The organism is Streptomyces sp. NBC_01707 (genome assembly GCF_041438805.1).
Lineage (GTDB): Bacteria > Actinomycetota > Actinomycetes > Streptomycetales > Streptomycetaceae > Streptomyces.
The window spans coordinates 5,542,445-5,567,264 of the sequence record NZ_CP109190.1; the positions used below are offsets into that span (position 1 = coordinate 5,542,445).

General features: G+C 69.2%; 21 protein-coding genes. 9 read left to right on the forward strand and 12 right to left on the reverse strand.

The window, feature by feature from the left end; genetic code table 11:
* Positions 1 to 92 precede the first annotated feature (92 nt).
* On the reverse strand, positions 93 to 2,351 hold the full coding sequence (locus OG963_RS24995) for a transglycosylase domain-containing protein (protein ID WP_371799473.1): 2,259 nt from the start codon (positions 2,349 to 2,351) through the stop codon (positions 93 to 95).
* A gap of 397 nt (positions 2,352 to 2,748) precedes the next feature.
* Here OG963_RS24995 and OG963_RS25000 point away from each other — a divergent pair, with 397 nt between their 5' ends.
* On the forward strand, positions 2,749 to 3,099 hold the full coding sequence (locus tag OG963_RS25000) for a WhiB family transcriptional regulator (protein ID WP_030925100.1): 351 nt from the start codon (positions 2,749 to 2,751) through the stop codon (positions 3,097 to 3,099).
* A gap of 31 nt (positions 3,100 to 3,130) precedes the next feature.
* Here the strand turns inward: OG963_RS25000 and OG963_RS25005 are convergent, their stop codons facing one another.
* A complete protein-coding gene (locus OG963_RS25005) occupies positions 3,131 to 4,516 on the reverse strand; it encodes an ArsA-related P-loop ATPase (RefSeq protein ID WP_362271829.1) in 1,386 nt (461 codons plus the stop codon).
* Complete coding sequence (locus OG963_RS25010; protein WP_093777966.1) at positions 4,513 to 5,499, reverse strand: ArsA-related P-loop ATPase; 987 nt, start codon at positions 5,497 to 5,499, stop codon at positions 4,513 to 4,515. Before OG963_RS25010 ends, OG963_RS25005 begins: the two co-directional genes overlap by 4 nt.
* A 71-nt stretch (positions 5,500 to 5,570) precedes the next feature.
* On the opposite strand from OG963_RS25010, the gene OG963_RS25015 reads away from it, so the two are divergent.
* The 4 genes from OG963_RS25015 (at position 5,571) to OG963_RS25030 (ending at position 8,119) form a co-directional block, all read left to right on the forward strand.
* Positions 5,571 to 5,729, forward strand: a complete 159-nt coding sequence (locus OG963_RS25015; RefSeq protein ID WP_003967454.1) for a DUF4177 domain-containing protein — start codon at positions 5,571 to 5,573, stop codon at positions 5,727 to 5,729.
* Positions 5,729 to 6,199 (forward strand): RidA family protein, encoded by a 471-nt coding sequence (locus tag OG963_RS25020; RefSeq protein ID WP_030925105.1) that lies wholly within the window; start codon positions 5,729 to 5,731, stop codon positions 6,197 to 6,199. The genes OG963_RS25015 and OG963_RS25020 overlap by 1 nt, the downstream gene beginning before the upstream one ends.
* 202 nt (positions 6,200 to 6,401) lie before the next feature.
* Positions 6,402 to 7,292, forward strand: a complete 891-nt coding sequence (locus OG963_RS25025; protein ID WP_093777964.1) for an NUDIX hydrolase — start codon at positions 6,402 to 6,404, stop codon at positions 7,290 to 7,292.
* Entirely contained in the window at positions 7,289 to 8,119 is an 831-nt protein-coding gene (locus OG963_RS25030; protein WP_030925111.1) for an MBL fold metallo-hydrolase, read from the forward strand. Before OG963_RS25025 ends, OG963_RS25030 begins: the two co-directional genes overlap by 4 nt.
* 117 nt (positions 8,120 to 8,236) lie before the next feature.
* Here OG963_RS25030 and OG963_RS25035 read toward each other — a convergent pair whose 3' ends face one another.
* A complete protein-coding gene (locus tag OG963_RS25035) occupies positions 8,237 to 8,911 on the reverse strand; it encodes a Crp/Fnr family transcriptional regulator (RefSeq protein WP_030925113.1) in 675 nt (224 codons plus the stop codon).
* Positions 8,912 to 9,224: 313 nt separating this feature from the next.
* On the opposite strand from OG963_RS25035, the gene nth reads away from it, so the two are divergent.
* The 3 genes from nth (at position 9,225) to OG963_RS25050 (ending at position 12,248) form a co-directional block, all read left to right on the forward strand.
* Positions 9,225 to 10,094, forward strand: a complete 870-nt coding sequence (gene nth / locus OG963_RS25040; RefSeq protein ID WP_093777960.1) for an endonuclease III — start codon at positions 9,225 to 9,227, stop codon at positions 10,092 to 10,094.
* 84 nt (positions 10,095 to 10,178) lie between these two features.
* Complete coding sequence (locus OG963_RS25045) at positions 10,179 to 10,952, forward strand: CoA pyrophosphatase (protein WP_256224057.1); 774 nt, start codon at positions 10,179 to 10,181, stop codon at positions 10,950 to 10,952.
* Positions 10,953 to 11,042: 90 nt separating this feature from the next.
* Positions 11,043 to 12,248 (forward strand): MarP family serine protease, encoded by a 1,206-nt coding sequence (locus OG963_RS25050; RefSeq protein ID WP_030925120.1) that lies wholly within the window; start codon positions 11,043 to 11,045, stop codon positions 12,246 to 12,248.
* An 87-nt stretch (positions 12,249 to 12,335) separates the two neighbouring features.
* Here OG963_RS25050 and OG963_RS25055 read toward each other — a convergent pair whose 3' ends face one another.
* The 7 genes from OG963_RS25055 to OG963_RS25085 all read right to left on the reverse strand — a co-directional run bounded on the left by OG963_RS25055 (position 12,336) and on the right by OG963_RS25085 (position 22,472).
* Positions 12,336 to 12,539, reverse strand: a complete 204-nt coding sequence (locus OG963_RS25055; RefSeq protein WP_078878972.1) for a hypothetical protein — start codon at positions 12,537 to 12,539, stop codon at positions 12,336 to 12,338.
* A gap of 164 nt (positions 12,540 to 12,703) precedes the next feature.
* On the reverse strand, positions 12,704 to 13,666 hold the full coding sequence (locus OG963_RS25060; protein WP_093777958.1) for an alpha/beta fold hydrolase: 963 nt from the start codon (positions 13,664 to 13,666) through the stop codon (positions 12,704 to 12,706).
* Positions 13,663 to 14,202 (reverse strand): phage holin family protein, encoded by a 540-nt coding sequence (locus OG963_RS25065; RefSeq protein ID WP_093777956.1) that lies wholly within the window; start codon positions 14,200 to 14,202, stop codon positions 13,663 to 13,665. The genes OG963_RS25060 and OG963_RS25065 overlap by 4 nt, the downstream gene beginning before the upstream one ends.
* Positions 14,203 to 14,247: 45 nt before the next feature.
* Positions 14,248 to 15,657: a Na+/H+ antiporter NhaA gene (nhaA, locus tag OG963_RS25070; protein WP_093931280.1), complete on the reverse strand. Its 1,410-nt coding sequence runs from the start codon at positions 15,655 to 15,657 to the stop codon at positions 14,248 to 14,250.
* Between the two features lie 229 nt (positions 15,658 to 15,886).
* Positions 15,887 to 17,884, reverse strand: coding sequence for an acetate--CoA ligase (acs, locus tag OG963_RS25075; RefSeq protein WP_093777952.1), 1,998 nt, complete (start codon positions 17,882 to 17,884; stop codon positions 15,887 to 15,889).
* A 128-nt stretch (positions 17,885 to 18,012) separates the two neighbouring features.
* The gene (locus OG963_RS25080; protein ID WP_371799474.1) at positions 18,013 to 20,751 is read right to left on the reverse strand and encodes a bifunctional SulP family inorganic anion transporter/carbonic anhydrase; all 2,739 of its coding nucleotides are present in this window, start codon (positions 20,749 to 20,751) and stop codon (positions 18,013 to 18,015) included.
* 725 nt (positions 20,752 to 21,476) lie between these two features.
* Positions 21,477 to 22,472: an ATP-binding protein gene (locus OG963_RS25085; protein WP_030925133.1), complete on the reverse strand. Its 996-nt coding sequence runs from the start codon at positions 22,470 to 22,472 to the stop codon at positions 21,477 to 21,479.
* Positions 22,473 to 22,574: 102 nt separating this feature from the next.
* On the opposite strand from OG963_RS25085, the gene OG963_RS25090 reads away from it, so the two are divergent.
* Entirely contained in the window at positions 22,575 to 23,399 is an 825-nt protein-coding gene (locus tag OG963_RS25090) for an oxidoreductase (protein ID WP_093777948.1), read from the forward strand.
* A gap of 551 nt (positions 23,400 to 23,950) precedes the next feature.
* Here OG963_RS25090 and OG963_RS25095 read toward each other — a convergent pair.
* Positions 23,951 to 24,790, reverse strand: a complete 840-nt coding sequence (locus OG963_RS25095) for an HAD family phosphatase (RefSeq protein ID WP_093931277.1) — start codon at positions 24,788 to 24,790, stop codon at positions 23,951 to 23,953.
* Between the last annotated feature and the right edge of the window lie 30 nt (positions 24,791 to 24,820).

Here is a 24,820-nt window from a genome sequence, read left to right on the forward strand (position 1 = left end):
GGCAGTTCCGTACCTGCGCGAAGGCGGGGTGGACCGGGGATGTCCCGGTCCACCCCGCCTTCTGTTGCGCGGACGGGTGTTGCGTCCAGAGGTCAGGGGCCGGTCTGGCCGCCGTTGGTCTGGCCGCGGGGGGTCCCGTCGTTTCCGCCGGTCGCGCCCGGCGTGATGGTGATGCCGGGGAACGGGCTGGTGTCGCCGGGCTTGTTCTTGCCGTCGTCGCGGTTGTCGTGCCGGCCCCTGCGCCTGTCTCCGCCCCAGTCCTCGTCCTCGTCCTCCTCATCCCGGGGGTCCGGGATGTCGACGGTGGTGAAGGGCGGTGCAGGCTGGCCGTCGAGGGCGTTCGTCATGGCGTCCCGCCAGATCGGTCCGGGGACCTCACCGCCGTACACCTGGGCCCGGTACACGCCGCCGATGGTGATCTGCTCCATCTCGACGCTCTGGGACGGGCTGCCGACCCAGACCGCACCGGACATGTTCGGCGTGTAGCCGACGAACCAGGCGTTCTTGCGGGCATCGGTCGTACCCGTCTTGCCCGCGTTGTCGCGGTTCTGGAGACCGGCCTCCCGGCCCGTACCGGAGTCGACCACGCCGCGCAGCAGGGTGTTGATGGTGTCGGCCGTCGTCTCCGACATCGCCTGTGTACAGGTGGACTTCGGCACGGGGAGGGAGTCGCCGGCCGCCGTCTTCACCGACTCGATCGCGATCGGCGTGCAGTACGTGCCGCGGTTGGCGAACGCGGCGTACGCGCTGGCCATCGTCAGCGGCGAGAGACCGTTGGAGCCGAGGGTGAGCGCGGACGGGTTCTGCGGCAGCTTGGTGCCGTCGCCCTGCACCACACCCAGCTTGTCGGTCATGTGCGAGACCGGGCACATGCCGATGTCCTGGAGCATCTGGACGAAGTAGGTGTTGACCGACATCGCCATCGCGTCCTTCAGCGCGTACGGCCCCTCCTCCGACTCGCTCTCGTTCTCCAGGTGATACCTCGGCACGCTGTTGTTGACCCACGGCTTGCCGCAGGTCTGGACGGTGTCCGGGTAGTCCATCTCGTACGGCGCCGAGTACATCTGCGTAGCCGGTGTGCCGCCCTCTATGGCCGCGGCGGCGAGGAACGGCTTGAACGTCGACCCGGTCGGGAAGCCGAAGTTCGAGCCGCCCATGTCCTTGTTGACCGAGTAGTTGTACTGGGTCTCGTTCTGCCCGAGGCCGTACGGCTTGGACTGGCCCATGCCCATGATCTTGCCGGTGCCCGGCTGGACCAGGGTCACGGCGGTGGCGACCTTGTCCGTCTTGTAGACGTGACTCTTGATCGAGTCCTGCACGCCCTGCTGGGCCTGCGGGTCGAGCGTGGTGCGGACCGTGAGGCCGCCCCGGTTCCAGATCTTGGCGCGGTCCTCCTTGGTCTTGCCGAAGGCCGGGTCGGTGAGGAAGACCTGGCGCACGTAGTCACAGAAGAAGCCGGCCCCGCTGACGGCGGTGATGCAGCCGTTCTTCGGCTTGCTGACGTTCAGCTTGATCGGCGTCGACTGCGCCTTCTTCGCCGTGGCCTGCGAGATGTCCCCGACATCCGCCATGCGCTGGAGCACGGTGTTGCGACGCTTGGTCGCCTCCTCCGTGTCGTTGACCGGGTCGTAGCGGCTCGGTGACTGCACGAGGCCGGCCAGCAGTGCGGCCTCCTCCAGCTTCAGGTCCTTCGCCGACTTGGAGAAGTACCGGTGGGAGGCGGCCTCGATGCCGTACGCCTGCTGTCCGAAGAAGGTGATGTTGAGGTAGTTCTCCAGGATCTTCTTCTTGCCGAGCTCTTCCTCGACCTGGATCGCGTACTTCAGCTCCTGGACCTTGCGGCCGATCGTCTGCTGGGTGGCCTGCGCGACCTTGTCCGGGTCGTCGCCCGCCTCCTCGACGAAGACGTTCTTCACGTACTGCTGGGTGAGGGTCGACGCGCCCTGCGCGGTCCCGCCCGACTGCACGTTGCGGTTCATCGCGCGCAGGATGCCCTTGAGGTCGACCGCCCCGTGCTTGTAGAAGCGCGCGTCCTCGATCGCGACGATCGCCTTCTGCATGTACGGGGAGATGTCCTTCAGAGGGACGACGGTGCGGTCGCGCGAGTAGACCGTGGCGATCGCGCCGCCCTTGCTGTCCAGGATCGTGGTGCGCTGGCTCAGCGGCGGCGTCTTGAGATTGGCCGGGATCTCGTCGAATCCCTCGACCGTCCCCTTGGCGGCGAGCCCCAGAGCCCCGGCGGCCGGCAGTGCGATGCCCGCGAGCACGACTCCGGAGAGTGCGGCGACACCGAGAAACTTGGCGGCCTGCTGGGTCGCGGTGAGACCCCCGCCCGAGCGGTTCTTTGGCATGGGGGCAGCCTACGTTCTCATTCGCCGGACAGGCGTATAGGCATTGGCCTAAGCTGCTCCCAACTGTCACAGCAGTCCCGTTTCGCATCAACCCCCGTGCATGACCCGGCGCTGGTCCGTTCGCGACCCGAGGCGCTCCCGAATTCGCCTGGTGTGTCATCGAACGTCCGTTATGACCCAGGTGAACTATCTCGATTTCGACGGGATGGTCACGGATGTCGCCACCTCACTCCCCTGGGTGATCTGCCGCGTACGCATAGTCCGTTCGGGCCATTCAAGATTGGGCCCGAAGGGGGTGTTGTGCTGTCACCACTTTCCGTAACGTCCTCAACTGGCAGCGGTGAATATGCCGCTACCGCCGTGGGGGAGCCTCGATTCGGGAGAGGACGGCGCCGTGATGGGCTGGGTAACCGACTGGAGTGCGCAGGCAGCCTGCCGCACTACCGATCCGGATGAACTGTTCGTACAAGGGGCAGCGCAGAACAGGGCCAAGGCGGTGTGCACCGGATGCCCGGTGCGGACCGAATGCCTGGCCGATGCGCTGGACAATCGCGTCGAGTTCGGCGTGTGGGGCGGAATGACCGAGCGGGAGCGTCGCGCACTGTTGCGCAGACGGCCGACCGTCACGTCCTGGCGCCGGCTGCTGGAGACCGCTCGCAGTGAGTACGAGCGGTCCACGGGCATCCTGCCGGTGGCCATCGGTCTGGATGACGACGAACTGCACGAGACATACGCCGCCGTGGGGTAGTCGGCGAGGGCGGCTAGGGCCTTTCAGGTGCTCACGCAGCTCCGGCCGGAGCAGAACCGGTCGCGAGCCGATCACCGATGGCCCGCAGCCCTGCGAGGTCATGGACATCACCAGGCAGCGCGGCGACTTCGGTCACGGCGACCTCGGGGTGCAGTGCGGTGAAGCGGTCGCGGGTGCGCTGCTCGCGTGCGACGACCTGCATGCGCTCAGCATGCAGTCGCAGCAGACCAGCGGTCAGCTGCTCCACGGAGACGGCTTCAGCCTCGGGTTCGGGTTCGGACGCGGGTTCGTGCTCAGGGTCTTCGGTCTGCGCGGAACGGGCGGGGGAGAGCGGCGACTCGGGATCTTCGGGAGAGGTGACTGCCGAGCCGTCCGGGTCACGAAGTCCAGCCTTCCCGGCCGCCTGATCCACAATGCCGATGTCATCAAGATTTTCTGCGGCCGCGAGGGCGCGCTCGGCGGAGAGCCGGGCGGCGCCGCTGCCATGGACCCGGTTGAGGACCAGACCGGCCAGCGGCATCTCCTCCGCGGCCAGCCGCTCCACGAAGTACGCGGCCTCGCGCAACGCGTCGCGCTCCGGTGTCGCGACGACGAGGAACGCCGTGCCGGGGGCCTGCAGCAGCTTGTACGTGGCATCGGCCCGGGTCCGGAAGCCGCCGAACATGGTGTCCATCGCCGCGACGAACGTCTGTACGTCACGCAGGAATTGACCGCCCAGCAGCTTGCCGAGGGTCCCGGTCATCATCGACATGCCGACGTTGAGGAACTTCATCCCGGCCCGGCCGCCCATCTTCGCCGGAGCCATCAGCAGCTTGATGAACTTCCCGTCCAGGAACGAGCCGAGACGTTTCGGCGCGTCCAGGAAGTCCAGTGCGGAACGCGACGGCGGAGTGTCGACGATGATCAGGTCCCACTCGTTGCGTGCCCTCAGCTGCCCGAGCTTCTCCATCGCCATGTACTCCTGCGTGCCCGCGAAGCCGGCCGACAGGGACTGGTAGAAGGGGTTCTCCAGGATCGCGCGGGCCCGGTCGCCGTCCGCGTGCGCCTCGACGATCTCGTCGAAGGTCCGCTTCATGTCGAGCATCATGGCGTGCAGTTCCCCGGCGCCCTCGCCGTCGATGCCCGGCACCCGGCGGGGGATGTTGTCCAGCGAGTCGATGCCCATGGACTGCGCGAGCCTGCGGGCCGGGTCGATGGTGAGGACGACGACCTTCCGGCCGCGCTCGGCCGCCCGTACGCCGAGCGCCGCCGCGGTCGTGGTCTTGCCGACTCCGCCCGAACCGCAGCACACGACGATGCGGATGTCCTGGTCGTCGAGCAGCGCGTCGGCGTCCAGGGCGGGGACGTCCGGAACGGGCGCGGCGGCTGTGCCGGCGTCCGTTCCCTCGGCCGCACCCTTCTTCGTACTCGCTGTCATGAACCCACCCCTTGCCCCGCCCCTTCGCCCACGCCCTGTTTGCGGAGTTCGACCGCCAGGTCGTACAGCCCGGGCAGGTCCACGCCCTCCCCGATCAGCGGGAGTTCGTTCGTCGGCAGCTCGAGACCCGCGAGCACCGCGCGTTGTTCGCGCTCCAGCTCCACCCGTTGGGCATGCTCGGCGGCCTGCTCGACCAACGGCCTCACGAGCGCCGCGGAACCGGTCACACCGGCCCGGGTGAGCGTCTTCGCGATCTCCCTGCGGCGGCCGCCCGAAGCGGTACGCAGTGCGTCCTCGTCCAGCAGATGCGGTCGCACCATGTTCACGATGACTCTGCCCACCGGCAGTTCGGCCGCCCGCAGCTCCGCGATGCCGTCCGCGGTCTCCTGGACCGGCATCTCCTCCAGCAGCGTCACCAGATGGACCGCCGTCTCGGGAGACTTCAGCACCCGCATCACAGCCTGCGCCTGATTGTGTATCGGACCGATCCGGGCCAGCCCCGCCACCTCGTCGTTCACGTTGAGGAAGCGCGTGATGCGGCCGGTCGGCGGCGCATCCATGATCACGTAGTCGTAGCTGTACCGGCCTTGCTTGTCCTTGCGCCGTACGGCTTCGCAGGCCTTGCCGGTCAGCAGCACGTCCCGCACACCGGGCGCGATGGTGGTGGCGAAGTCGATCGCGCCGAGCTTCTTGAGCGCCCGCCCGGCGCTGCCGAGTTTGTAGAACATCTGGAGGTAGTCGAGGAGCGCGCGCTCCGCGTCGATCGCGAGGGCGTACACCTCGCCGCCGCCCGGCGCGACGGCGATCTTGCGCTCCTCGTACGGAAGGGACTCCGCCTCGAAGAGCTGGGCGATGCCCTGCCTGCCCTCGACCTCGACGAGGAGGGTCCGCTTGCCCTCGGTCGCGAGGGCGAGCGCGAGTGCGGCGGCGACCGTGGTCTTACCGGTACCACCCTTGCCGCTGACGACCTGGAACCTGCTCACGTATTCGAGCCTAACCAGTCGAGCCGTGGGCTACGCACGAGGTCGTGCGTGCCAGGCATTACAGTCGGCCTATGACCAAGTGGGAATACGCGACCGTGCCCCTTCTCGTGCACGCGACCAAGCAGATTCTGGACACCTGGGGCGAGGACGGCTGGGAGCTGGTCCAGGTCGTTCCCGGCCCGAACAACCCCGAGCAGCTCGTGGCGTACCTGAAGCGGGAGAAGGCGTAGTGGCGAGTGCAGTCGAGGCGAAGCTCGCCGAACTCGGACTGACTCTGCCGGACGTCGTACCGCCGCTCGCCTCGTACCAGCCGGCCGTCCAGTCCGGGGTGTACGTGTACACATCGGGCCAGCTGCCCATGGTGGACGGCAAGCTTTCGGTCACCGGCAAGGTCGGTGCGGAGGTCACGCCGGACGAGGCCAAGGAGCTGGCGAAGACCTGCGCGCTCAACGCGCTGGCCGCCGTGAAGTCGGTCGCCGGAGACCTGGACCGGATCAAGCGGGTCGTGAAGGTCGTGGGCTTCGTCGCCTCCGCCGCCGACTTCACCGGGCAGCCCGCCGTGATCAACGGTGCGAGTGAACTGCTGGGCGCGGTGCTCGGCGACAAGGGCGTGCACGCGCGCAGCGCGGTGGGCGTCGCGGTGCTGCCGCTGGACGCACCGGTCGAGGTCGAGGTCCAGGTCGAGCTGACCGGAGCCTGAGCCGCCACAGCATGGGACGAGCGTTTCCGTGATCCCGCCCGGTCGATGCGACCGGGCGGGATCGTGCGTATGGGCCGGATCGTGGGCGGTGTGTGTACGGGGCGGGGGGCGACGGGCCGGGACACGGGCCTGCCCGGGGGGATCGCGGGATGCGTGATCGGCACCTCTCGAACATCGGCGCGGTTCCGGATAGCCTCCGGCCATGTCCAATGGTCAGTGGTACCCACCGGAATGGCCCGATCGGATCCGGGCGCTCGCCGCGGGCGAGCTGACGGCCGTGGCTCCCCGGCGGGCCGCCACCGTGATGCTGCTCCGGGACCCCGCTGACACCGGCGGGCGGCCCGAGGTCCACATGTTGCGTCGCCGCACCTCCATGGCCTTTGCCGGCGGCGCGTACGCCTATCCGGGGGGCGGGGTCGACCCGCGCGACGACGACCGCCTCGTCGAGTGGGCCGGACCCGCGCTGGAGAGCTGGGCCGAGCGGCTCGGTGCCGGCACGGCGGCCGAGGCGCAGGCCATCGTCTGTGCGGCCGTTCGCGAGACGTACGAGGAGGCAGGCGTCCTCCTCGCCGGGCCGACCGCCGACACGGTCGTCAGCGACACCACGGGCGCCGACTGGGAGGCCGACCGCGAGGCCCTGGTCGCCCGCGAGCTGTCCTTCGCCGAGTTCCTGGACCGGCGGGGTCTGGTGCTGCGGTCCGATCTGCTCGGGGCGTGGGCGCGCTGGATCACGCCCGAGTTCGAGCCGCGCCGCTACGACACCTGGTTCTTCGTCGCCGCGCTCCCCGAGGGCCAGCGCACCCGCAACGCGTCCACCGAGGCCGACCGCACGGTGTGGATCGCCGCCGGGGACGCCGCCGACGGGTACGACCGGGGCGACCTGCTGATGATGCCGCCGACCGTGTCGACGTTGCGTCAGCTGCGGCCGTACGGGACCGCCGCCGAGGCCCTGAAGGCCGCGTCGTCCCAGGACCTCACCCCCGTACTCGCACAGGCCCGGCTCGACGGCGACGAGTTGGTGCTGAGCTGGCCCGGGCACGACGAGTTCACCAAGCACATCCCGACCGGCAGCGCGGGCGGTGAAGCCGTATGAGCGAGGCAGCAGCCCTTCCGGGACAGCCGCGCGGCGGCGTCCTGTCCGGCCCCGCCACCACCCGTACCGTCAACGTCCTCGCGCCCAACGCCTCGGCGATGACGCTCGACGGAACCAACACCTGGATCGTCGCCGAACCCGACTCCGACCTCGCTGTCGTCATCGATCCGGGACCGCTCGACGACGGCCATCTGCGGGCCGTCATCGACTCGGCCGAGCGCGCGGGCCGGCGGATCGCGCTCACCCTGCTCACCCACGGACACCCCGACCACGCCGAGGGCGCGGCGCGCTTCGCCGAGCTGACACGCACGAAGGTGCGCGCCCTGGACCCGGCGCTGCGTCTCGGCGACGAGGGACTGTCCACCGGAGACGTGATCACGGTCGGCGGCCTGGAGATGTACGTCGTGCCGACCCCCGGGCACACCGCGGACTCGCTCTCCTTCCATCTGCCCGCCGACCGGGCGGTGCTGACGGGGGACACCATCCTCGGGCGGGGCACGACGGTCGTCGCGCATCCGGACGGGCGGCTCGGCGACTACCTCGACTCGCTGCGGCGACTGCGCTCGCTGACCGTCGACGACGGGGTGCACACGGTGCTGCCGGGACACGGACCGGTGCTGGACGACGCTCAGGGCGCGGTCGAGTTCTACCTGGCGCACCGCGCGCACCGGCTGGCGCAGGTGGAGACGGCGGTGGAGGCGGGGCACCGTACGGCGCCCGAGGTGGTGGCGCAGGTCTACGCGGACGTGGACCGGACGCTGTGGCCGGCGGCGGAGCTCTCGGTGCTGGCTCAGCTGGAGTACCTGGGCGAGCACGGGCTGATCTGACGCACTCCGACGCACGGATGCGACACGGTCGTGCGCGGGCCTGACAGAGGGCCCTGACACGCGTGGAGGGCCCCGCCGGGCGGCGGGGCCCTCCACGCGTGAGGAGAAGGTGTCCGGCTAGCGCGAGCGCTTCGCGAGGCGCTCCACGTCCAGCAGGATCACGGCACGCGCCTCCAGGCGCAGCCAGCCGCGGCCCGCGAAGTCGGCGAGCGCCTTGTTGACCGTCTCGCGGGAGGCGCCGACCAGCTGGGCCAGCTCTTCCTGGGTCAGGTCGTGGACGACGTGGATGCCTTCCTCCGACTGGACGCCGAACCGGCGCGACAGGTCGAGGAGGGCACGGGCGACACGGCCCGGCACGTCGGAGAAGACCAGGTCGGACATCTGGTCGTTGGTCTTGCGCAGTCGGCGGGCGACCGCGCGCAGCAGGGCCGTGGCCACCTCGGGACGGGCGTTCAGCCAGGGCTGCAGGTCGCCGTGGCCGAGGCCGAGGAGCTTGACCTCGGTGAGCGCGGTGGCGGTGGCGGTGCGAGGGCCCGGGTCGAAGAGCGACAGCTCACCGATCAGCTCGCCGGGGCCGAGGACCGCGAGCATGTTCTCGCGTCCGTCGGGGGACGTGCGGTGGAGCTTCACCTTGCCCTCGGTGACCACATACAGCCGGTCACCCTGGTCGCCCTCGTGGAAGAGAGCGTCGCCGCGTGCGAGGGTCACCTCACTCATCGAGGCGCGGAGCTCCGCGGCCTGCTCATCATCGAGCGCCGCGAAAAGCGGGGCGCGCCGCAGAACGTCGTCCACGAGTTCTCTCCTTGTCGGCCTGTTCAGGGAACCGTGGTCCCCATCATGCCGGACGGTAAAACAGTGCGATCAATCACAAACCAGTTTGACGCACGGGCGCAGCTCACCGTGCGGCAGGGGGCCGATCGGGGGTGGATCCGCAGTGACCGGGGCGGATGTCAGTGCCTGGCCCTAGGCTTACCGGGTGTCCAAATCGCCGGTGAGAGCGCAGGCCAAGGGGGCTGATGGGGTGTCGGAAGGCCGAAATTCCGCTGTGGGCGAACAGGGTATCAGTCGCCCGACAAAAGCGACAAAACGTCCGTCGAGGGAGCCGGTGAAACAGGGGGAGCCGGCGAAGTCGGCCAAGTCGGGGAAGCCCGCGAAGGCAGCCGCGGCGGCGAAGGCCGGCAAGCCGGCCGCCGCGGCGAAGCCCGGGAAGCCTGAATCCCACCTCGCGATGGTTCGCCGGGCCCGCCGGATCAACCGCGAGCTCGCCGAGATCTACCCGTACGCCCACCCGGAGCTGGACTTCAGGAACCCGTTCGAGCTCCTCGTCGCCACGGTTCTGTCCGCCCAGACCACCGACCTGAGGGTCAACCAGACCACCCCTGCGCTGTTCGCCGCCTATCCCACCCCCGAGGACATGGCGGCGGCCGTCCCGGAGGAACTGGAGGAGCTCATCCGGCCGACCGGTTTCTTCCGGGCCAAGGCCAGGTCGCTGATAGGCCTCTCCGCGTCGATCAGGGACAACTTCGGCGGCGAGGTACCGGGCCGGCTGGCGGATCTCGTCACGCTGCCCGGCGTGGGCCGCAAGACCGCCAACGTCGTCCTCGGCAATGCCTTCGGCGTCCCCGGCATCACGGTCGACACCCACTTCGGCCGGCTGGTCCGCCGCTGGAAGTGGACGGAACAGGAGGACCCGGAGAAGGTCGAGGCGGAGATCGCCGCGATCTTCCCCAAGAGCGAGTGGACGATGCTCTCGCACCGCGTCGTCTTCCACGGCCGCCGCATCTGCCACGCCCGCAAGCCCGCCTGCGGCGCCTGTCCCATCGCCCCGCTCTGCCCCTCGTACGGTGAGGGCGAGACGGACCCGGAGAAGGCCCGGAAGCTCCTGAAGTACGAGATGGGCGGCCAGCCGGGCCAGCGGCTCAGCCCGCCGCCGGACTACCCGGGCAGGCCCGCGCCCCCGCTGGGAGCCGGGTGACGCAGGCGGTGGCCGGCTGACGAGGGCGCCCGCTCCGGAACGAATTGCGTGGCGACAGGCGTTGTGGGACGACGAGGGGTGCCTATGAAGACGCACGAACAGAGCCACGTCCGGACGGACGGGCAGATGCCCGACCGGAGCGACGTGGAGAAGCGCGAACACGACCACACCGCCGGAGCGGGTCGTGACGACGCGATCGCCGTCACGACCGACGGGCTGCCCGGCTGGCTCGACCCTGTCGTCCGCGCCGCGCGGACCGTCGAGCCCCGGCAGCTCAGCCGCTTCCTGCCGCCCGAGAACGGCGCCGGGCGCCAGTCCGCCGTGCTGATCCTTTTCGGCGAGGGCGAGCGAGGCCCCGAGCTGCTCCTGATGGAGCGCTCCGGTTCCCTGCGTTCCCACGCAGGGCAGCCTTCCTTCCCCGGTGGCGCCCTGGACCCCGAGGACGGCGATCAGGCGACCACAGGGCCGCTGAGGGCCGCTCTGCGGGAGGCCGAGGAGGAGACAGGCCTCGATCCGCGCGGCGTCCAGCTCTTCGGCGTGCTGCCCCGGCTGTACATCCCGGTGAGCAGCTTCGTGGTGACGCCGGTCCTCGGCTGGTGGCGGGCGCCGAGCCCGGTGGGAGTCGTCGATCCGGCGGAGACCGCCCGGGTCTTCACGGTTCCCGTGGCGGATCTCACGGATCCCGCCAACAGGGTGACGACGGTGCACCCCAGCGGTCACCTGGGCCCGGCATTTCTGGTCGAATCGGCCCTCGTCTGGGGTTTCACGGCCGGGGTCATCGACCGCATTCTGCACTTCGCAGGATGGGAGCGCCCCTGGGACAGGTCCAGACAGGTGCCGCTCGACTGGCGCGCATGACAGGCTGACTCCTGTGCCGGGCCCTTTCGGGCCCGCCCGGCCTCAGCCGAACGAACGGGTCCGGCGACGAATCTGCGAGGGCAATAGACGGTGAACGTGCTGGACATCCTGCTGCTGGCCGGCGCCGTGTGGTTCGCAGTGATCGGCTACCGCCAGGGCTTCGTCGTCGGCATCCTCTCGGTGATCGGGTTTCTCGGCGGCGGTCTTGTCGCCGTCTATCTGCTGCCGATTCTGTGGGACCAATTGACTGACAGCTCGGAAGTCTCCTCGACTGCCGCAGTCGTCGCAGTAATAATCGTGATCGTGTGCGCGTCCGTCGGCCAGGCCTTCACTACGCATCTCGGTAACAAACTCCGCCGCTACATCACGTGGTCGCCTGCGCGCGCTCTCGACGCGACCGGCGGCGCGCTGGTCAACGTGGTCGCGATGCTGCTGGTCGCGTGGCTGATCGGGTCAGCCCTCGCGGGCACGTCGCTGCCGACGCTGGGCAAGGAGGTCCGTAACTCCTCGGTGCTGCTGGGCGTCTCGCGGGTGATGCCCTCCCAGGCCTCCACCTGGTTCACGGACTTCTCCTCGGTCCTTGCGCAGAACGGCTTCCCGCAGGTCTTCAGCCCCTTCGCCAACGAGCCGATCACCGAGGTCAGGGCCCCGGATCCGGCTCTGGCCGGCAGCCCGGTCGCGACGCGCGCCAAGCAGTCCATCGTCAAGGTCGTCGGTACGGCTCCGAGCTGCGGCAAGGTTCTCGAAGGCACCGGCTTCGTCTTCTCCGACCGCCGGGTGATGACCAACGCGCATGTCGTCGGCGGCGTCGACGAGCCGACGGTCCAGATCGGCGGCCAGGGGCGGCTGTACGACGCGAAGGTCGTCCTCTACGACTGGCGGCGCGACATCGCCGTACTCGACGTCCCGGGCCTCGACGCGAAGCCGCTGAAGTTCACCGACACCAACCACGACGCGGCCTCGGGGAACAGCGCCATCGTCGCGGGCTTCCCGGAGAACGGCTCGTACGACGTACGTGCCGCACGTGTCCGCGGCCGCATCGACGCCAACGGCCCGGACATCTACCACCGGGGCACGGTCCGCCGCGACGTGTACTCGCTCTACGCGACGGTCCGTCAGGGCAACTCCGGCGGACCGCTGCTGACCCCTGACGGCAAGGTGTTCGGAGTCGTGTTCGCCAAGTCGCTGGACGACCCCCAGACGGGCTACGCCCTGACGGCCGACGAGATCCGCCAGGACATCACGACCGGGCGCACCGCCAACCAGCAGGTCGACAGCCAGGCGTGCGCGCTGTAGGTCGCGGAGAGCGTGGGTGGGTACGGGGCAGCTGTCCCGAACCCACCCCCTGGAGTCCTCGCTCCGCGTGATCGGGTGAGGGGCGGGTCATCCGCGGGGATGCCTCAGCCGCGCCGAGACCCAGCGGGCCCGGCGGCGGAGGATGCGCGGAATGCCCAGCTGCAGATCATGCAGATCATGCGCACTGCGCACCCGGCCCTGGGGGCCGTCCCCCTCATGAGTGCTCGGATCCGCCGTAGCGGTCGAGCGTCGATTGCGTGCTGCGTCACCGAAGTCGTGCGTCCAGCCCATACCCCGACGTCTGCCCGTGCCTCATGGTCGGTAATCGCCCATGCGTCAGCCAATTGGCCTATGCGCCAGGCAATTGGCTGTTCGTCGGACAACTGTGCTCTTCCAGCCACCGGTTGACCGCGCCGGGTCACCGGCCCCGGCCGCTCGCAGCGGCGGTCGCGGGGCTACCGGTCCGGCTCAGGATCCTTGAGCCAGTTGATGAGTTCGGTCGAGAAACCGACCGGATCCTCCTCGTGCGGGAAGTGTCCCAGACCATCGAAAAGTCGCCAACGGTAAGGCGCTTCGACGTACTGGCCGGACCCTGCCGCACTCCGCGTACGGACCGCCGGATCGAGCGAACCGTGCAGATGCAGCGTGGGAACCCGCACCGGGCGCTTCATCCTGCGGTTGAACTGGATGCCGTCCGGACGCGCCATGGACCGCACCATCCAGCGGTACGGCTCGATCGAGCAGTGCGCCGTCGACGGGATGCACATCGCGCGCCGGTAGACGTCCAGCGCCGCGTCGTCGGGGAACTCCGCAGTCCGCGGCCCCGACCAGTCGCGGATCAGCCGGCCGACCAACGCCGCGTCGTCCGCGACGAGCTGGCGCTCCGGCACCCATGGACGCTGGAAGCCCCAGATGTACGAGCCCGCCCGGGACTGTGCGAAGTCGGAGAGCATGGAGGACCGCCAACGGCGCGGGTGCGGCATCGAGGAGACTGCCAGCCGGCGCACCAGCTTCGGCCGCATCACCGCGGCGGTCCAGGCGAGGTAGCCGCCCATGTCGTGGCCGACCAGCGCGGCGTCCGGCTCGCCGAGCGAGCGGATCACGCCGGTGATGTCGAGGGCGAGGTTGGCGGGGTCGTAACCCCGAGGCGTACGGTCGCTGCCACCCACCCCGCGCAGATCCATCGCGACGGCACGGAAGCCGGCGTCGGCGAGCGCGGTCAGCTGATGGCGCCAGGTCCACCAGAACTGCGGGAAGCCGTGCAGCAGCAGTACGAGCGGCCCGTCCCCCAGCTCGGCGATGTGGAAGCGTGCCCCGTTGGCCGCAACGTCGCGGTGGGTCCAGGGGCCGTCGAGGCGTACGGGACTGCCTGAGCCGGGGCCTGTGGGGCCGAATGCGCTGGAATCGGGGACGGTCATGCGGACGAGCGTGCCACAGCGGACGCCTTGTCCTGGACCGCGGACTTCGCCAGGGCCTTGTTCGCCGGGGTGCTGCTCGAGGATGTGACGGCCGGACGGCTCGCACCCGCGGTGACGGCGGGCCGCGGATGCGGCTTGACGCCCTGCAGCACGGACGCCGTCTGCTTGGCCGAGGCGATGGACTTCTCCGGCGGCTTGACCTTCTTGAACTTGGCGATGGCGATCAGCGCGAGCAGGATCGCCAGCACGATGAACGCGGCGCCGACGATCAGGAACGACCAGGCGAGCCCGAGTCCAAGATTGTGGATTCCGTACGCCGCCGCGAAGCTCAGCACGGGCAGCGCGAACAGAATGAGCACGCCTGCGACGATGAACGCCACGCTGCCGGCCACACCCCGCTTGACGTCCTGCCGCATCTCTGCCTTGGCCAGGGCGATCTCGTCGTGCACCAGTGCGGACACCTCGGCCGTCGCCGAGGCGACCAGCTGCCCGAGACTGCGGTCGGCGCTGCCCGCGTAGTTGCCGGGGTCGCTCATCCCTGACTCCCTCTTCTGCTCCTGCTCGACACATCTGGTGTCAGATCATGCCGGACTGTCCGGCTTGCTGCTCGCTGCCCCCGCCAGTTCGGCAAGGCGGCGGTGTTCCGCAGCCTTCTTCTCGTGGATCGCGGCCATCCGAAGGTGGTACGCCGGATCGTCCTGTTCGTAGATGTCGGGAACGCCGTCCTGGTCCTCGTCGAGCTCCTCCGCCTCGTAGAGCGTTCGGTATCTGCGTACCCGGAGTTTGAGCAATGCACCGGAGAACACGGCCGCGATCAGGGAGCCCGTCAGCACCGCGGCCTTGATCTCGTTGGTGAGGGTGGCGTTCCCCTCGAATGCGAGCTCGCCGATGAGCAGCGACACGGTGAAGCCGATCCCGGCGAGCGAGGCGACTGCGAATACGTCCGCCCATGCCAGGTCCTTGTTCAGCTCCGCCTTGGTGAAGCGGGCGGCCAGCCAGGTACCGCCGAAGATGCCGATCGTCTTGCCGGCGACGAGCCCCAGTACGACACCGAGCGTCTCGGGCCGGGTGAAGACTCCCGCCAGCGCGTGGCCGGAGAGCGGGACCCCCGCCGAGAAGAGCGCGAACAACGGCACGGCGAGACCGGCCGACAGCGGGCGTATCAGGTGTTCGATGTGCTCGCCGGGGGAGTGCTGCTCGCCCTGGCGCCGGGTGCAGCGCAGCATCAGGCCCATGGCGACACCGGCGATGGTGGCGTGGACGCCGCTGTTGTACATCAGCCCCCAGATGACCAGGGCGAGCGGTACGTAGACGTACCAGCCGCGCACGTTCTTGCGCAGCAGCAGGTAGAAGACGGCGAGGCCGACGACGGCGCCGATGAGCGCCATGAAGTCGATGTGCTCGGTGAAGAAGATGGCGATGATCAGGATCGCGAAGAGGTCGTCGACGACGGCAAGGGTGAGCAGGAAGGCGCGGAGCGCGGACGGCAGCGAGGTACCGATGACCGCGAGGACGGCGAGCGCGAAGGCGATGTCGGTGGCGGTCGGGACGGCCCAGCCGTCCGTGGAACCGCCGCCGACCACGGTCACCAGCGTGTAGACGATGGCCGGCGCGGCCATACCGCAGACGGCGGCGATGACCGGCAGGACGGCCGCCTTGGGGTCGCGCAGGTCACCCGCCACCAGTTCTCGCTTGAGCTCGACACCCGCGACGAAGAAGAAGATCGCGAGCAGCCCGTCCGCCGCCCAGTGCTGCATGGAGAGGTTCAGCCCCAGGGACTGCGGCCCGAGGTGGAAGTCGCTGATGGCCCGGTAGCTGGACCCGAGCGTGTTCGCCCAGGTCAGCGCGGCGACAGCCGCCACCAGCAGGATGACCCCGCCGACGGTCTCGGTGCGCAGCGCGTCAGCGAGGTAGTTCCGCTCGGGGAGGGAGAGACGCCCGAGAAAGGTGCGGCGGGACGGAGAGGGGGGTGTGGGGGCGGGCGCGGCCACGAGTGGAGACCTCCGGGTCGGTACGGCAGCAATGGCATGGCTGATGCACTTGCCGACCAGACTTCCCGGCACACCCTGTGGAGATTTATTGATGAGTTGTTGATGCAGCTGCCACTGTACCCGGGGTGTGCGGGGCCGAATCCGGTGATCTTCACTTTAAATGCCCGAGGGGCACCCGGCGCGTTGCCGGATGCCCCTCGGGGTCGGATCTGCTCGCGTCCGGTGCCTCTCAGTCCTCGGAGGACGACGACGGCAGCTGCGTCTGGATGAGGTCCATGACCGAGGAGTCGGTGAGCGTGGTGACATCTCCCAGCTCGCGGTTCTCCGCGACATCGCGCAGCAGGCGGCGCATGATCTTGCCGGAACGGGTCTTCGGCAGCTCGGCGACCGGCAGGATCCGCTTGGGCTTGGCGATCGGGCCGAGCGTGGCGCCGACGTGGTTGCGCAGATCGGCGACGAGGCTGTCGGAGGCGGATGCCGAACCACGCAGTATCACGAACGCGACAATGGCCTGGCCCGTCGTCTCGTCGGCCGCGCCGACCACGGCGGCCTCGGCGACCGACGGGTGGGACACGAGAGCCGACTCCACCTCGGTGGTCGAGATGTTGTGCCCGGACACGAGCATCACGTCGTCGACCCGGCCGAGCAGCCAGATGTCGCCGTCCTCGTCCTTCTTGGCGCCGTCGCCCGCGAAGTACTTGCCTTCGAAGCGCGACCAGTAGGTGTCGATGAAGCGCTGGTCGTCGCCCCAGATGGTGCGGAGCATCGACGGCCACGGCTCGGTGAGGACGAGGTAGCCGCCCCCACCGTTCGCCACCTCGTTGGCCTCGTCGTCGACGACGGTGGCGGAGATACCGGGCAGGGCCCGCTGGGCCGAACCGGGCTTGGTCTCCGTGACACCGGGAAGCGGCGAGATCATCATCGCGCCCGTCTCGGTCTGCCACCAGGTGTCCACGATCGGGCACTTGTCGGCGCCGATGTGCTTGCGGTACCAGATCCACGCCTCGGGGTTGATCGGCTCACCGACCGAACCGAGAATCCTCAGCGACGACAGGTCGAACTTGGCGGGGATGTCGTCGCCCCACTTCATGAACGTACGGATCGCGGTCGGCGCGGTGTAGAGGATCGTGACGCCGTACTTCTGGATGATCTCCCAGAAGCGCCCCTGGTGAGGGGTGTCGGGCGTGCCCTCGTACATCACCTGCGTCGCGCCGTTGGCCAGCGGTCCGTACACGATGTACGAGTGCCCGGTCACCCAGCCGATATCGGCGGTGCACCAGTAGACGTCGGTCTCCGGCTTGAGGTCGAAGACCGCGTGGTGGGTGTACGCCGCCTGCGTGAGGTAGCCGCCGGAGGTGTGCAGGATGCCCTTCGGCTTACCCGTCGTCCCCGACGTGTAGAGGATGAAGAGCGGATGCTCGGCGTCGAACGCCTCGGGGGTGTGGTCGGCGGACTGGCGGCCGGTGATCTCGTGCCACCAGACGTCGCGCCCCTCGGTCCACGGGGTGTCCTGGCCGGTGCGCCGCACCACGAGGACGTGCTCGACGGTGTCGAAACGGGAGACGGCGTCGTCCACGGCGGGCTTCAGCGCGGACGGCTTGCCCCGGCGGTAGCCACCGTCGGCGGTGATGACGACCTTGGCGTCCGCGTCCTGGATGCGGGCGGCGATGGCGTCGGCGGAGAAGCCGCCGAAGACCACCGAGTGTGCGGCGCCGATGCGGGCGCAGGCCAGCATCGCGACGGCGGCCTCGGGGATCATCGGCAGATAGACGGCGACCCGGTCGCCCTTGCCGACACCGAGCTCGGCGAGGGCGTTGGCGGCGCGGGAGACCTCGTCCTTCAGTTCCGCGTAGGTGATTGCGCGGCTGTCACCGGGCTCGCCCTCGAAGTGGATGGCGACACGGTCGCCGTGGCCCGCTTCGACGTGACGGTCCACGCAGTTGTACGCGACGTTGAGCTTGCCGTCCGCGAACCATTTGGCGAAGGGCGGGTTGCTCCAGTCGAGCGTCTCGGTCGGCTCCGTGGCCCAGGTCAGGCGCCGGGCCTGCTCGGCCCAGAAGCCCAGCCGATCCGCCTCGGCCTGCTCGTACGCCTCGGCTGTGACGTTGGCGTCGGCGGCCAGATCGGCGGGTGGTGCGAACCGGCGATCTTCCCGAAGCAGATTGGCCAAGCTTTCGTTGCTCACGACATCTCCCATTCCCAGGGTGTCCGTTGTGTCCCGGGGCATAGCTCATCAGGCCCAAGGCCGGGTGACAAGTGTCTGCCGGAAATTGGTTTAGACCTGTGTTTCGTGTATGGAGGAACGATCACAAGGTCTCACGGACCCGGGGCGCACGTGGTTCAGGTGTGCGTGGTTCAGGCGCTCGTACGTTCCAACTCGCCGGAACCAGTCGGATCGGCCGGGCCGGCGGCGCCGGTGGGGACCGAAACAGCGGCGTGATCACCCGGATCACCAAGGGCGGTGAGACTGGTGGGATCACTGAGGTCGGTGATGTCGTACGGGTGGGAGTGGTTCGGGTCGCAGGGGCCAACCCGGTCGAAGACCTCGTCGACTCCGCTACCGGCGCTCGCGCCCTCGGCCAGCAGATAAGCCTGCGCCTCGCCGACATGGAAGTACATCCCGTGCAACTGGAGCGCACCCTCGGCCAGTCGCCGCGCCACCGATTCATGGGCCCGCAGATGGTCCAACTGCTGGACCACGTTGGTGAGGCAGAGCTGCTCGACCTCATCGGCGGGCAGCCGGCCGGAGATCCGCGCCCAGGCATGATGCCGGGACGTCATCCGTTCCAAGCTCGGCAGGCCGTGCCGCAACCAGCGCCACAGTGATGTCCGAGGAGTGTCCGGCCTGGTGCCCATCAGCGCCTGCATCGCGCCGCAGCCGGAGTGGCCGCAGACGGTAATGGACTCGACCTTGAGCACATCCACCGCGTACTCGATCGCGGCGCCCACCGAGTCGTCACCGGCCTCCGCGCCCGGCGGGGGCACGAGGTTGCCGACGTTCCGAACGGTGAACAGGTCGCCCGGTCCGCTCGCCGTGATCATGCTGGTGACCAGGCGGGAGTCCGCGCAGGTGATGAAGAGCTGGGAGGGACGCTGCCCCTCGCGGGCCAGCCGGGCCAGCTCGTCCCGCACCAGTGGAGCCGTATTGCGCTGAAACGAACTGAGCCCGCTGGCCAGCCGATGCGCACCGGTCCGACGCGGCACGGCGGCTCCATCGCCAGGAGTGTCGGACCGGCCGGTGGAGCCGGCTGCGGCGTCGGCGGCATCGGCCGCATCGACCGCCCTGGCATCGGCCTCGGCGCCGGCTGAGCCTGCGGGTCCCTGGTCGGCGCGGGGGTTTTCCTCAAGAGCGAAGGCCGCCCCGGTGGCGGCGGCACGGCGGGCGTCGACCGGCTGGCCGGACCGGTCGGGCCGGTCGTGGCAGTGATGGTTGCGCCACGGTGTCCAGGGGCGACAGCAGGAGTGGGCCGCCGAGGCGGGCTCGGCGATCCGGCCACCGGATCTGCCGGTGAAGACGACGTGGCCGCCCTGCGCGGTCTGGGCATCGCTCCAGTCCTGGATCGTCTCGTACGCCGCGTGGTCCATGAAGAAGCCGTCCAACTCGACCACCGCGTCCCCGCCTCGGGGCAACTGGCCGAGCGCCCGGCTGAGCCGCGGTACCGCGAGGAACGTCAGCTGCCCTCGTACGACGACCAGATGCTGGCCGCCCTGATCGGTCACCGTGATCCTGGTGCGGGCCAGCCGGTGCAGGGCGACGGCCACGGCCACGGCGATGCCGATGGCGACACCCTCGAGCACGCCGAAGAGCACCACGCCGGTGATCGTCGCCCCGTACACCAGGAATTCACGATGCTTGTGGACATTACGGATGTGGGCGTAGTTCACCATCTGGAAGCCGACCACCATCACCAGCGCGGCGAGCGCGGCCAGCGGGATCCACTCCAGAGCTGTGACCAGCAGTCCGGCGGCAAGCAGCACCCAGACGCCGTGCAGCACGGTGGCGGCCCGGCCGGTGGCCCCGGCCCGTACGTTCGCCGAACTCCGCACCGCGCCACCTGACACCGGCAGCCCGCCGAGCAAGCCGGCCAGTACGTTGGCGATGCCCTGGCCGCGCAGTTCGCGGTCGAGATCGGAGCGCTGGACCCGCGGCGCGGCGGGGGCATCCGGGGCCGGAGGGCTGGAATCGGCGGTTCGGCCGCCGGCGCGGTCGGCGGTCAGCTTGTCCACCGCCACAGCGGCGAGCAGTGATTCGAGGCTGGCCACCAGCAGCACCGTCAACACGGCGGTGGCCAGGGCCAGGACAGGGCCCTGCGGCAGCTCGGGCAGGGCGTGCGAGCGCCAGGAAGGCAGGTCGACCCGGGCGATCCCGGGCGCCGCGACCGCGGCCACCGCCGTTGCGATCGCCACCGAGGCGAGGGCCGCAGGCAGTCGTCGCACCGCTCGCCCGATCCGCCCGGGGAGCCGCGGCCACACCACCAGTACGGCGATGGTCAGTGCACCGATCAGCGGCGCGGCCGGGCTCGTCCGGCCCAACTGCTCCGGAAGTGCCAGGGCGTTGGCGGCTGCCGAACTCTGGGGCGAGGCGCCGAGCACGATGTGCAACTGGGCGAGCGCGATGGCCACGCCGATACCGGCGAGGGTGCCGTGCACGATGGCGGGGCTGACAGCTAGGGCGCCGCGCGCGGCTCGTAGCGAGCCCAGCAGGATCTGCAGAAGTCCGGCGCCGATGGTGATCGCGCAGGTGGTGCGCCAGCCGTAGATCTGGATCAACTCGGCCGTGACCACGGTCAGACCGGCGGACGGGCCGCTGACCTGGAGGGGAGTGCCGCCGAGCAGTCCGGCGACGATGCCGCCGACCGCGGCGGAGATGAGTCCGGCTTCCAGCGGGGCATCCATGGCGACGGCCAGGCCGAGCGACATGGGGACGGCGATGAGAAAGACAGTGATGGACGCGGACAGGTCGGCGCCCGCGATGCGGAATCGTCCGCCGCGGCGCGGCGGTGGCGGGCTATGAGGTCGCTTGATTCCCGAGGCGCGGGAAGACGGCGAAGTGTGGGCTGTGTGGTCATGACGGATGCGGACGCAAGCAGACATGTTCCCGTCTCCTCCGGGGCAGCGCGGTCGCGGAACGTGGGGACGCGGCCGTGGGTCACGGCGTGCAGCGGCGGGATTTCTCAACTCTCGGTAAATGAATCGTAATGGAGAGTAAAGATTTGTGTCCATGATTTAGAGCAAATGGGCCATTGGGTCACTCTTTCAAGTGAATAGGCAGCTTTAAATCAGATCTGTCACGGCACCACTTTCTGGGCCGCTTGCGAACGTGGCTGCGCCACGTCGGGAGATTCCGTACAAAATATCCCAAAGGGAACGGAGTGTGGATGGTGGCGGCCGCGAGAGGGCTGCGGGCTCGAGCGGAATGTGCCCGAAGTCGCCCTCGGCGGGCACATCCGCGTCGCCGGCGACGGCTCCACCGCCTTCACCGGAAGTCGGCCGAAGCGGCCGCGGTCGGGGCGTCTGCCGTCCGCTCAGAAGCTGCCGGAATACGGGGTGTTCTCTCGGGGCGGCGCGGGTGAGGCGTACTCGGCGTCGGTGAGACACCGTTGGGAGGGGTGTGGGGAGGGAGGGGGTGGAGGGGTGTGGGGATGGGTGGGCCGTCCGACTCGCCCCTGAGCCCGGACGAGCGCGACGGGAAGCGGGCGCAGAGCCAGGGGGTGTCCGGCCCCGTCACTGCGCCGGTCGCCTGGTCGTGGGCGACCGGCTGGATCACAGATCGAGGGCCGGCCGGATCAGGGGGCCGAGTGATCGAGGGGCGCGGAGTCTCACACGGGCTGAGCGGCGCCGGCCCGCGCACTCCGCTCGTCGAGCACGAAGGAGGGGTCGACCTGAGCAGCCAGGTCGGCGCCCGTCTTCTCGTTGCCCCAGCTCTCTGCGTTCTTCAGATGGAAGTGCACCATCTGTCGCGTGTAGCGCTCCCAGTCGCGCTGCCCGTACGAATCCTCCGCCGCGTCCTGCAGGGCCTGCAGGGCCATCCGGTTGTCCGCCTCCAGCAGCTCGAAGCGGGCCGGCCGACCTTTTTCCATCGCCCGCACCCAGTCGGAGTGACCGACGCTGACCAGCAGGTCGTCGCCGACCTCGGCCCGCAGGAAGTCCAGGTCGTCCTGGCCCTGCACCTTGTTGCCGACGACCTTCAGGGCGACCCCGAAGTCCCGTGCGTACTCCTTGTACTGGCGGTAGACCGAGACGCCCTTGCGGGTCGGCTCAGCAACCAGGAACGTCATGTCGAAGCGGGTGAACATTCCTGACGCGAAGGAGTCCGAACCCGCGGTCATGTCGACGACCACGTACTCGTCGGGGCCGTCGACGAGATGGTTGAGGCAGAGCTCGACCGCGCCGACCTTGGAGTGGTAGCACGCCACCCCCAGATCCGATTCGGTGAACGGTCCGGTGGTCATCAGCCGGATGTCCCCGTCGTCCAACGTGATCGTGCGGGCGCACGCGTCGTAGACCGGGTTGTCCTCGCGGACGCGCAGCAGCCGAGAGCCCTCGCCGGGCGGAGTCGTCTTGATCATCGTCTCTACGGAGGCGATACGGGAGTTGCTGCCCCGCAGATACTCCTTGATCAGCGGCAGTTGCGCGCCCATGGCCGGCAGCGTCGCCGCCTCCTCGTCATCGAGGCCGAGTGCGGCTCCCAGATGCTGGTTGATGTCGGCGTCCACCGCGACGACATGGGCTTCATTGGCGGCAAGGTGGCGGATGAAGAGCGAGGACAGCGTGGTCTTGCCGCTGCCGCCCTTCCCTACGAAAGCGATCTTCATGTTCACCTAGGGTAGCGGCACAACTGCGCTCCGCTGTCGAACTTCGTGAAGAAGGCCACTCCGGGGCGGTATGGGTGTAGGGGGCGCGTAGCCTCGCTACCTATGAGTACGACTGCCCCAGACCCGCTCGCCACCCTGGGCGCCCTGCCGGGGGTCGCCGACGCGGTGGACTCCGTACGCAAGGCCGTCGACCGCGTCTACGGTCACCGAGTCATGCGGCGCCGCAGTAACGAGGTCACCGCGGAGGCGGCGCTGCGCGGCGCCCGTGGCTCCGCCGCGCTCTCCGGTGCCGACTGGAACCTCGAGGAGGTGCGTCGGCGCACCGACTTCAGTGGTGACGACGAGTCGCAGGTGATCGGAGCCGCCCTCCGGCTCACTGCGGAAGCAGGTCAACTGCTCTCCATCTGGCGGCAGTCGCCGCTGCGGGTCCTTGCTCGGCTGCATCTGGTGGCGGCCGGCGGGGCCGCGCCCGACGAGGCGGTCGGGCGGCCTCGGCTGGCGGGCGAGCCGGTGGACGAGCCGCTGATCGAGGCGCCGCTGCCCGGAGCGGACGAGGTCGCCGGGCGGCTGGAAGGTCTCTCCGGACTGATCCTTGCGGGGAGCGCGGCGCCCGCGTTGGTGACCGCCGCCGTCGTGCACGGCGAACTGCTGGCGCTGCGCCCCTTCGGCTCGTACAACGGGCTGGTCGCGCGGACCGCCGAGCGGATCGTGCTGATCGGAAGCGGGCTGGACCCGAAGTCCATCTGCCCCGCCGAGGTCGGCCATGCGGAACAGGGCCGGGCGGCGTACGTCGCGGCGTTCGAGGGCTATCTGTCGGGTACACCGGACGGCATGGCGGCCTGGATCGCGCACTGCGGGCGCGCGGTGGAACTCGGTGTCAGGGAGTCGACGGCGGTCTGTGAGGCGCTGCAGCGCGGGGCCGCTTAGCGCCGGCCCGGGGGATCATCGGTCAGCTCGGCCGTCAACTCCCCAACCCGACTGCTGACTTCACTGCCCGATCAAAGGGTTGCGGCGGTACCGTCCTCGGTACCGCCGCTGGCACGTCCACCCAGTTACCATGCGTCCTCGATACATGCCCATCAGGTCGGGAACTCAGCCCGTTACCTGGTGCGGCTGGCCCGTAATCGACGGGTCGACGTCGCGTGGGTGCTCGGTTTTCATGCTCGGTCCGTGGGGCCTTCTCTGCGTTACAGGTAATCCTCTCGGATGTCCTTGGTCTCGCGGGCCGTTGACTCCTTTGTACTCCACACATGGGGTAAGCGGTAGTGCTGGCCATGCTTCTTTACTTTTGGGTTCAAATATGGACGATCAGAACATGCTGGTCGGAGCCGTGATCCGGCGTATGGCTGAGCCGTTCGGCGAGGACCGGAGCCGCTGTCCGGAGGCAGACTCCGGGTAGCGGTGGGCGGTGACCCGGGTGGCGGCCCTCGCGTGGCGAGGGCCGAGGTCTCCCGGTGCGTGCACGCGGCTGCCGGGCGTCAGGCGGTAGTCGCGGCCGCGCGTCGGCGCGAGCTGTACCAGACGAGTCCCGCGGTGACGGCTGCTGCGCCCACTGCCGCGGCGGCCACGAGCGCCGGGCGGGGTGGCATCGAGAAGGTGGGCAGCCGCTGCTTGAGTCGAACCGGGCGATCGAAGACGAGAATCGGCCATTCGCGGAGGGCTGCTTCACGCCGCAGCGCGCGGTCCGGATTGACTGCGTGCGGGTGGCCGACGGCCTCCAGCATCGGTACATCGGTCGCGGAATCGCTATAGGCGTAACAGCGCGAGAGGTCGTATCCCTCCGACACGGCGAGGGCCTGGACCGCCTCGGCCTTCGTCGGCCCGTATGCGTAGTACTCCACCTCGCCGGTGAAACAGCCGTCGCCGCCGACGACCATTCGGGTGGCGACGACCCGGTCGGCTCCCAGCAGCTCGCCGATCGGCTCCACGACTTCTGCACCCGAGGTGGAAACGATGACGACGTCGCGTCCGGCGGTGTGGTGCTCCTCGATGAGGGTCGCCGCCTCGTCGTAGATGATGGGGTCGATCAGATCGTGCAAGGTCTCGGCGACGATTTCCTTCACCTGCTGGACGTTCCAGCCCTTGCAGAGCGCGGAGAGATATTCGCGCATCCGCTCCATCTGGTCGTGATCGGCGCCCCCGGCGAGGAACACGAACTGTGCGTACGCGGTGCGCAGTACGGCACGGCGGTTGATCAGTCCGCCTTGGTAGAAGGACTTGCTGAAGGTCAGAGTCGAGGACTTCGCAATGACCGTCTTGTCCAGGTCAAAGAAGGCTGCTGTGCGCGGCAAGGAGTGGTTTTCCACAAGGCAGAGCATAGGGGCCCACCATTCGGCGTAAACTCTGGC

Coding starts and splice junctions, on each gene's coding strand:
- OG963_RS24995 (WP_371799473.1), bottom strand. CDS start 2,351: ATGCCAAAGAACCGCTCGGGCGGGGGTCTCACCGCGACCCAGCAGGCC.
- OG963_RS25000 (WP_030925100.1), top strand. CDS start 2,749: ATGGGCTGGGTAACCGACTGGAGTGCGCAGGCAGCCTGCCGCACTACC.
- OG963_RS25005 (WP_362271829.1), bottom strand. CDS start 4,516: ATGACAGCGAGTACGAAGAAGGGTGCGGCCGAGGGAACGGACGCCGGC.
- OG963_RS25015 (WP_003967454.1), top strand. CDS start 5,571: ATGACCAAGTGGGAATACGCGACCGTGCCCCTTCTCGTGCACGCGACC.
- OG963_RS25025 (WP_093777964.1), top strand. CDS start 6,402: ATGTCCAATGGTCAGTGGTACCCACCGGAATGGCCCGATCGGATCCGG.
- OG963_RS25030 (WP_030925111.1), top strand. CDS start 7,289: ATGAGCGAGGCAGCAGCCCTTCCGGGACAGCCGCGCGGCGGCGTCCTG.
- OG963_RS25045 (WP_256224057.1), top strand. CDS start 10,179: ATGAAGACGCACGAACAGAGCCACGTCCGGACGGACGGGCAGATGCCC.
- OG963_RS25055 (WP_078878972.1), bottom strand. CDS start 12,539: ATGGGCTGGACGCACGACTTCGGTGACGCAGCACGCAATCGACGCTCG.
- OG963_RS25060 (WP_093777958.1), bottom strand. CDS start 13,666: ATGACCGTCCCCGATTCCAGCGCATTCGGCCCCACAGGCCCCGGCTCA.
- OG963_RS25065 (WP_093777956.1), bottom strand. CDS start 14,202: ATGAGCGACCCCGGCAACTACGCGGGCAGCGCCGACCGCAGTCTCGGG.
- acs (WP_093777952.1), bottom strand. CDS start 17,884: ATGCCCCGGGACACAACGGACACCCTGGGAATGGGAGATGTCGTGAGC.
- OG963_RS25080 (WP_371799474.1), bottom strand. CDS start 20,751: ATGTCTGCTTGCGTCCGCATCCGTCATGACCACACAGCCCACACTTCG.
- OG963_RS25085 (WP_030925133.1), bottom strand. CDS start 22,472: ATGAAGATCGCTTTCGTAGGGAAGGGCGGCAGCGGCAAGACCACGCTG.
- OG963_RS25090 (WP_093777948.1), top strand. CDS start 22,575: ATGAGTACGACTGCCCCAGACCCGCTCGCCACCCTGGGCGCCCTGCCG.
- OG963_RS25095 (WP_093931277.1), bottom strand. CDS start 24,790: ATGCTCTGCCTTGTGGAAAACCACTCCTTGCCGCGCACAGCAGCCTTC.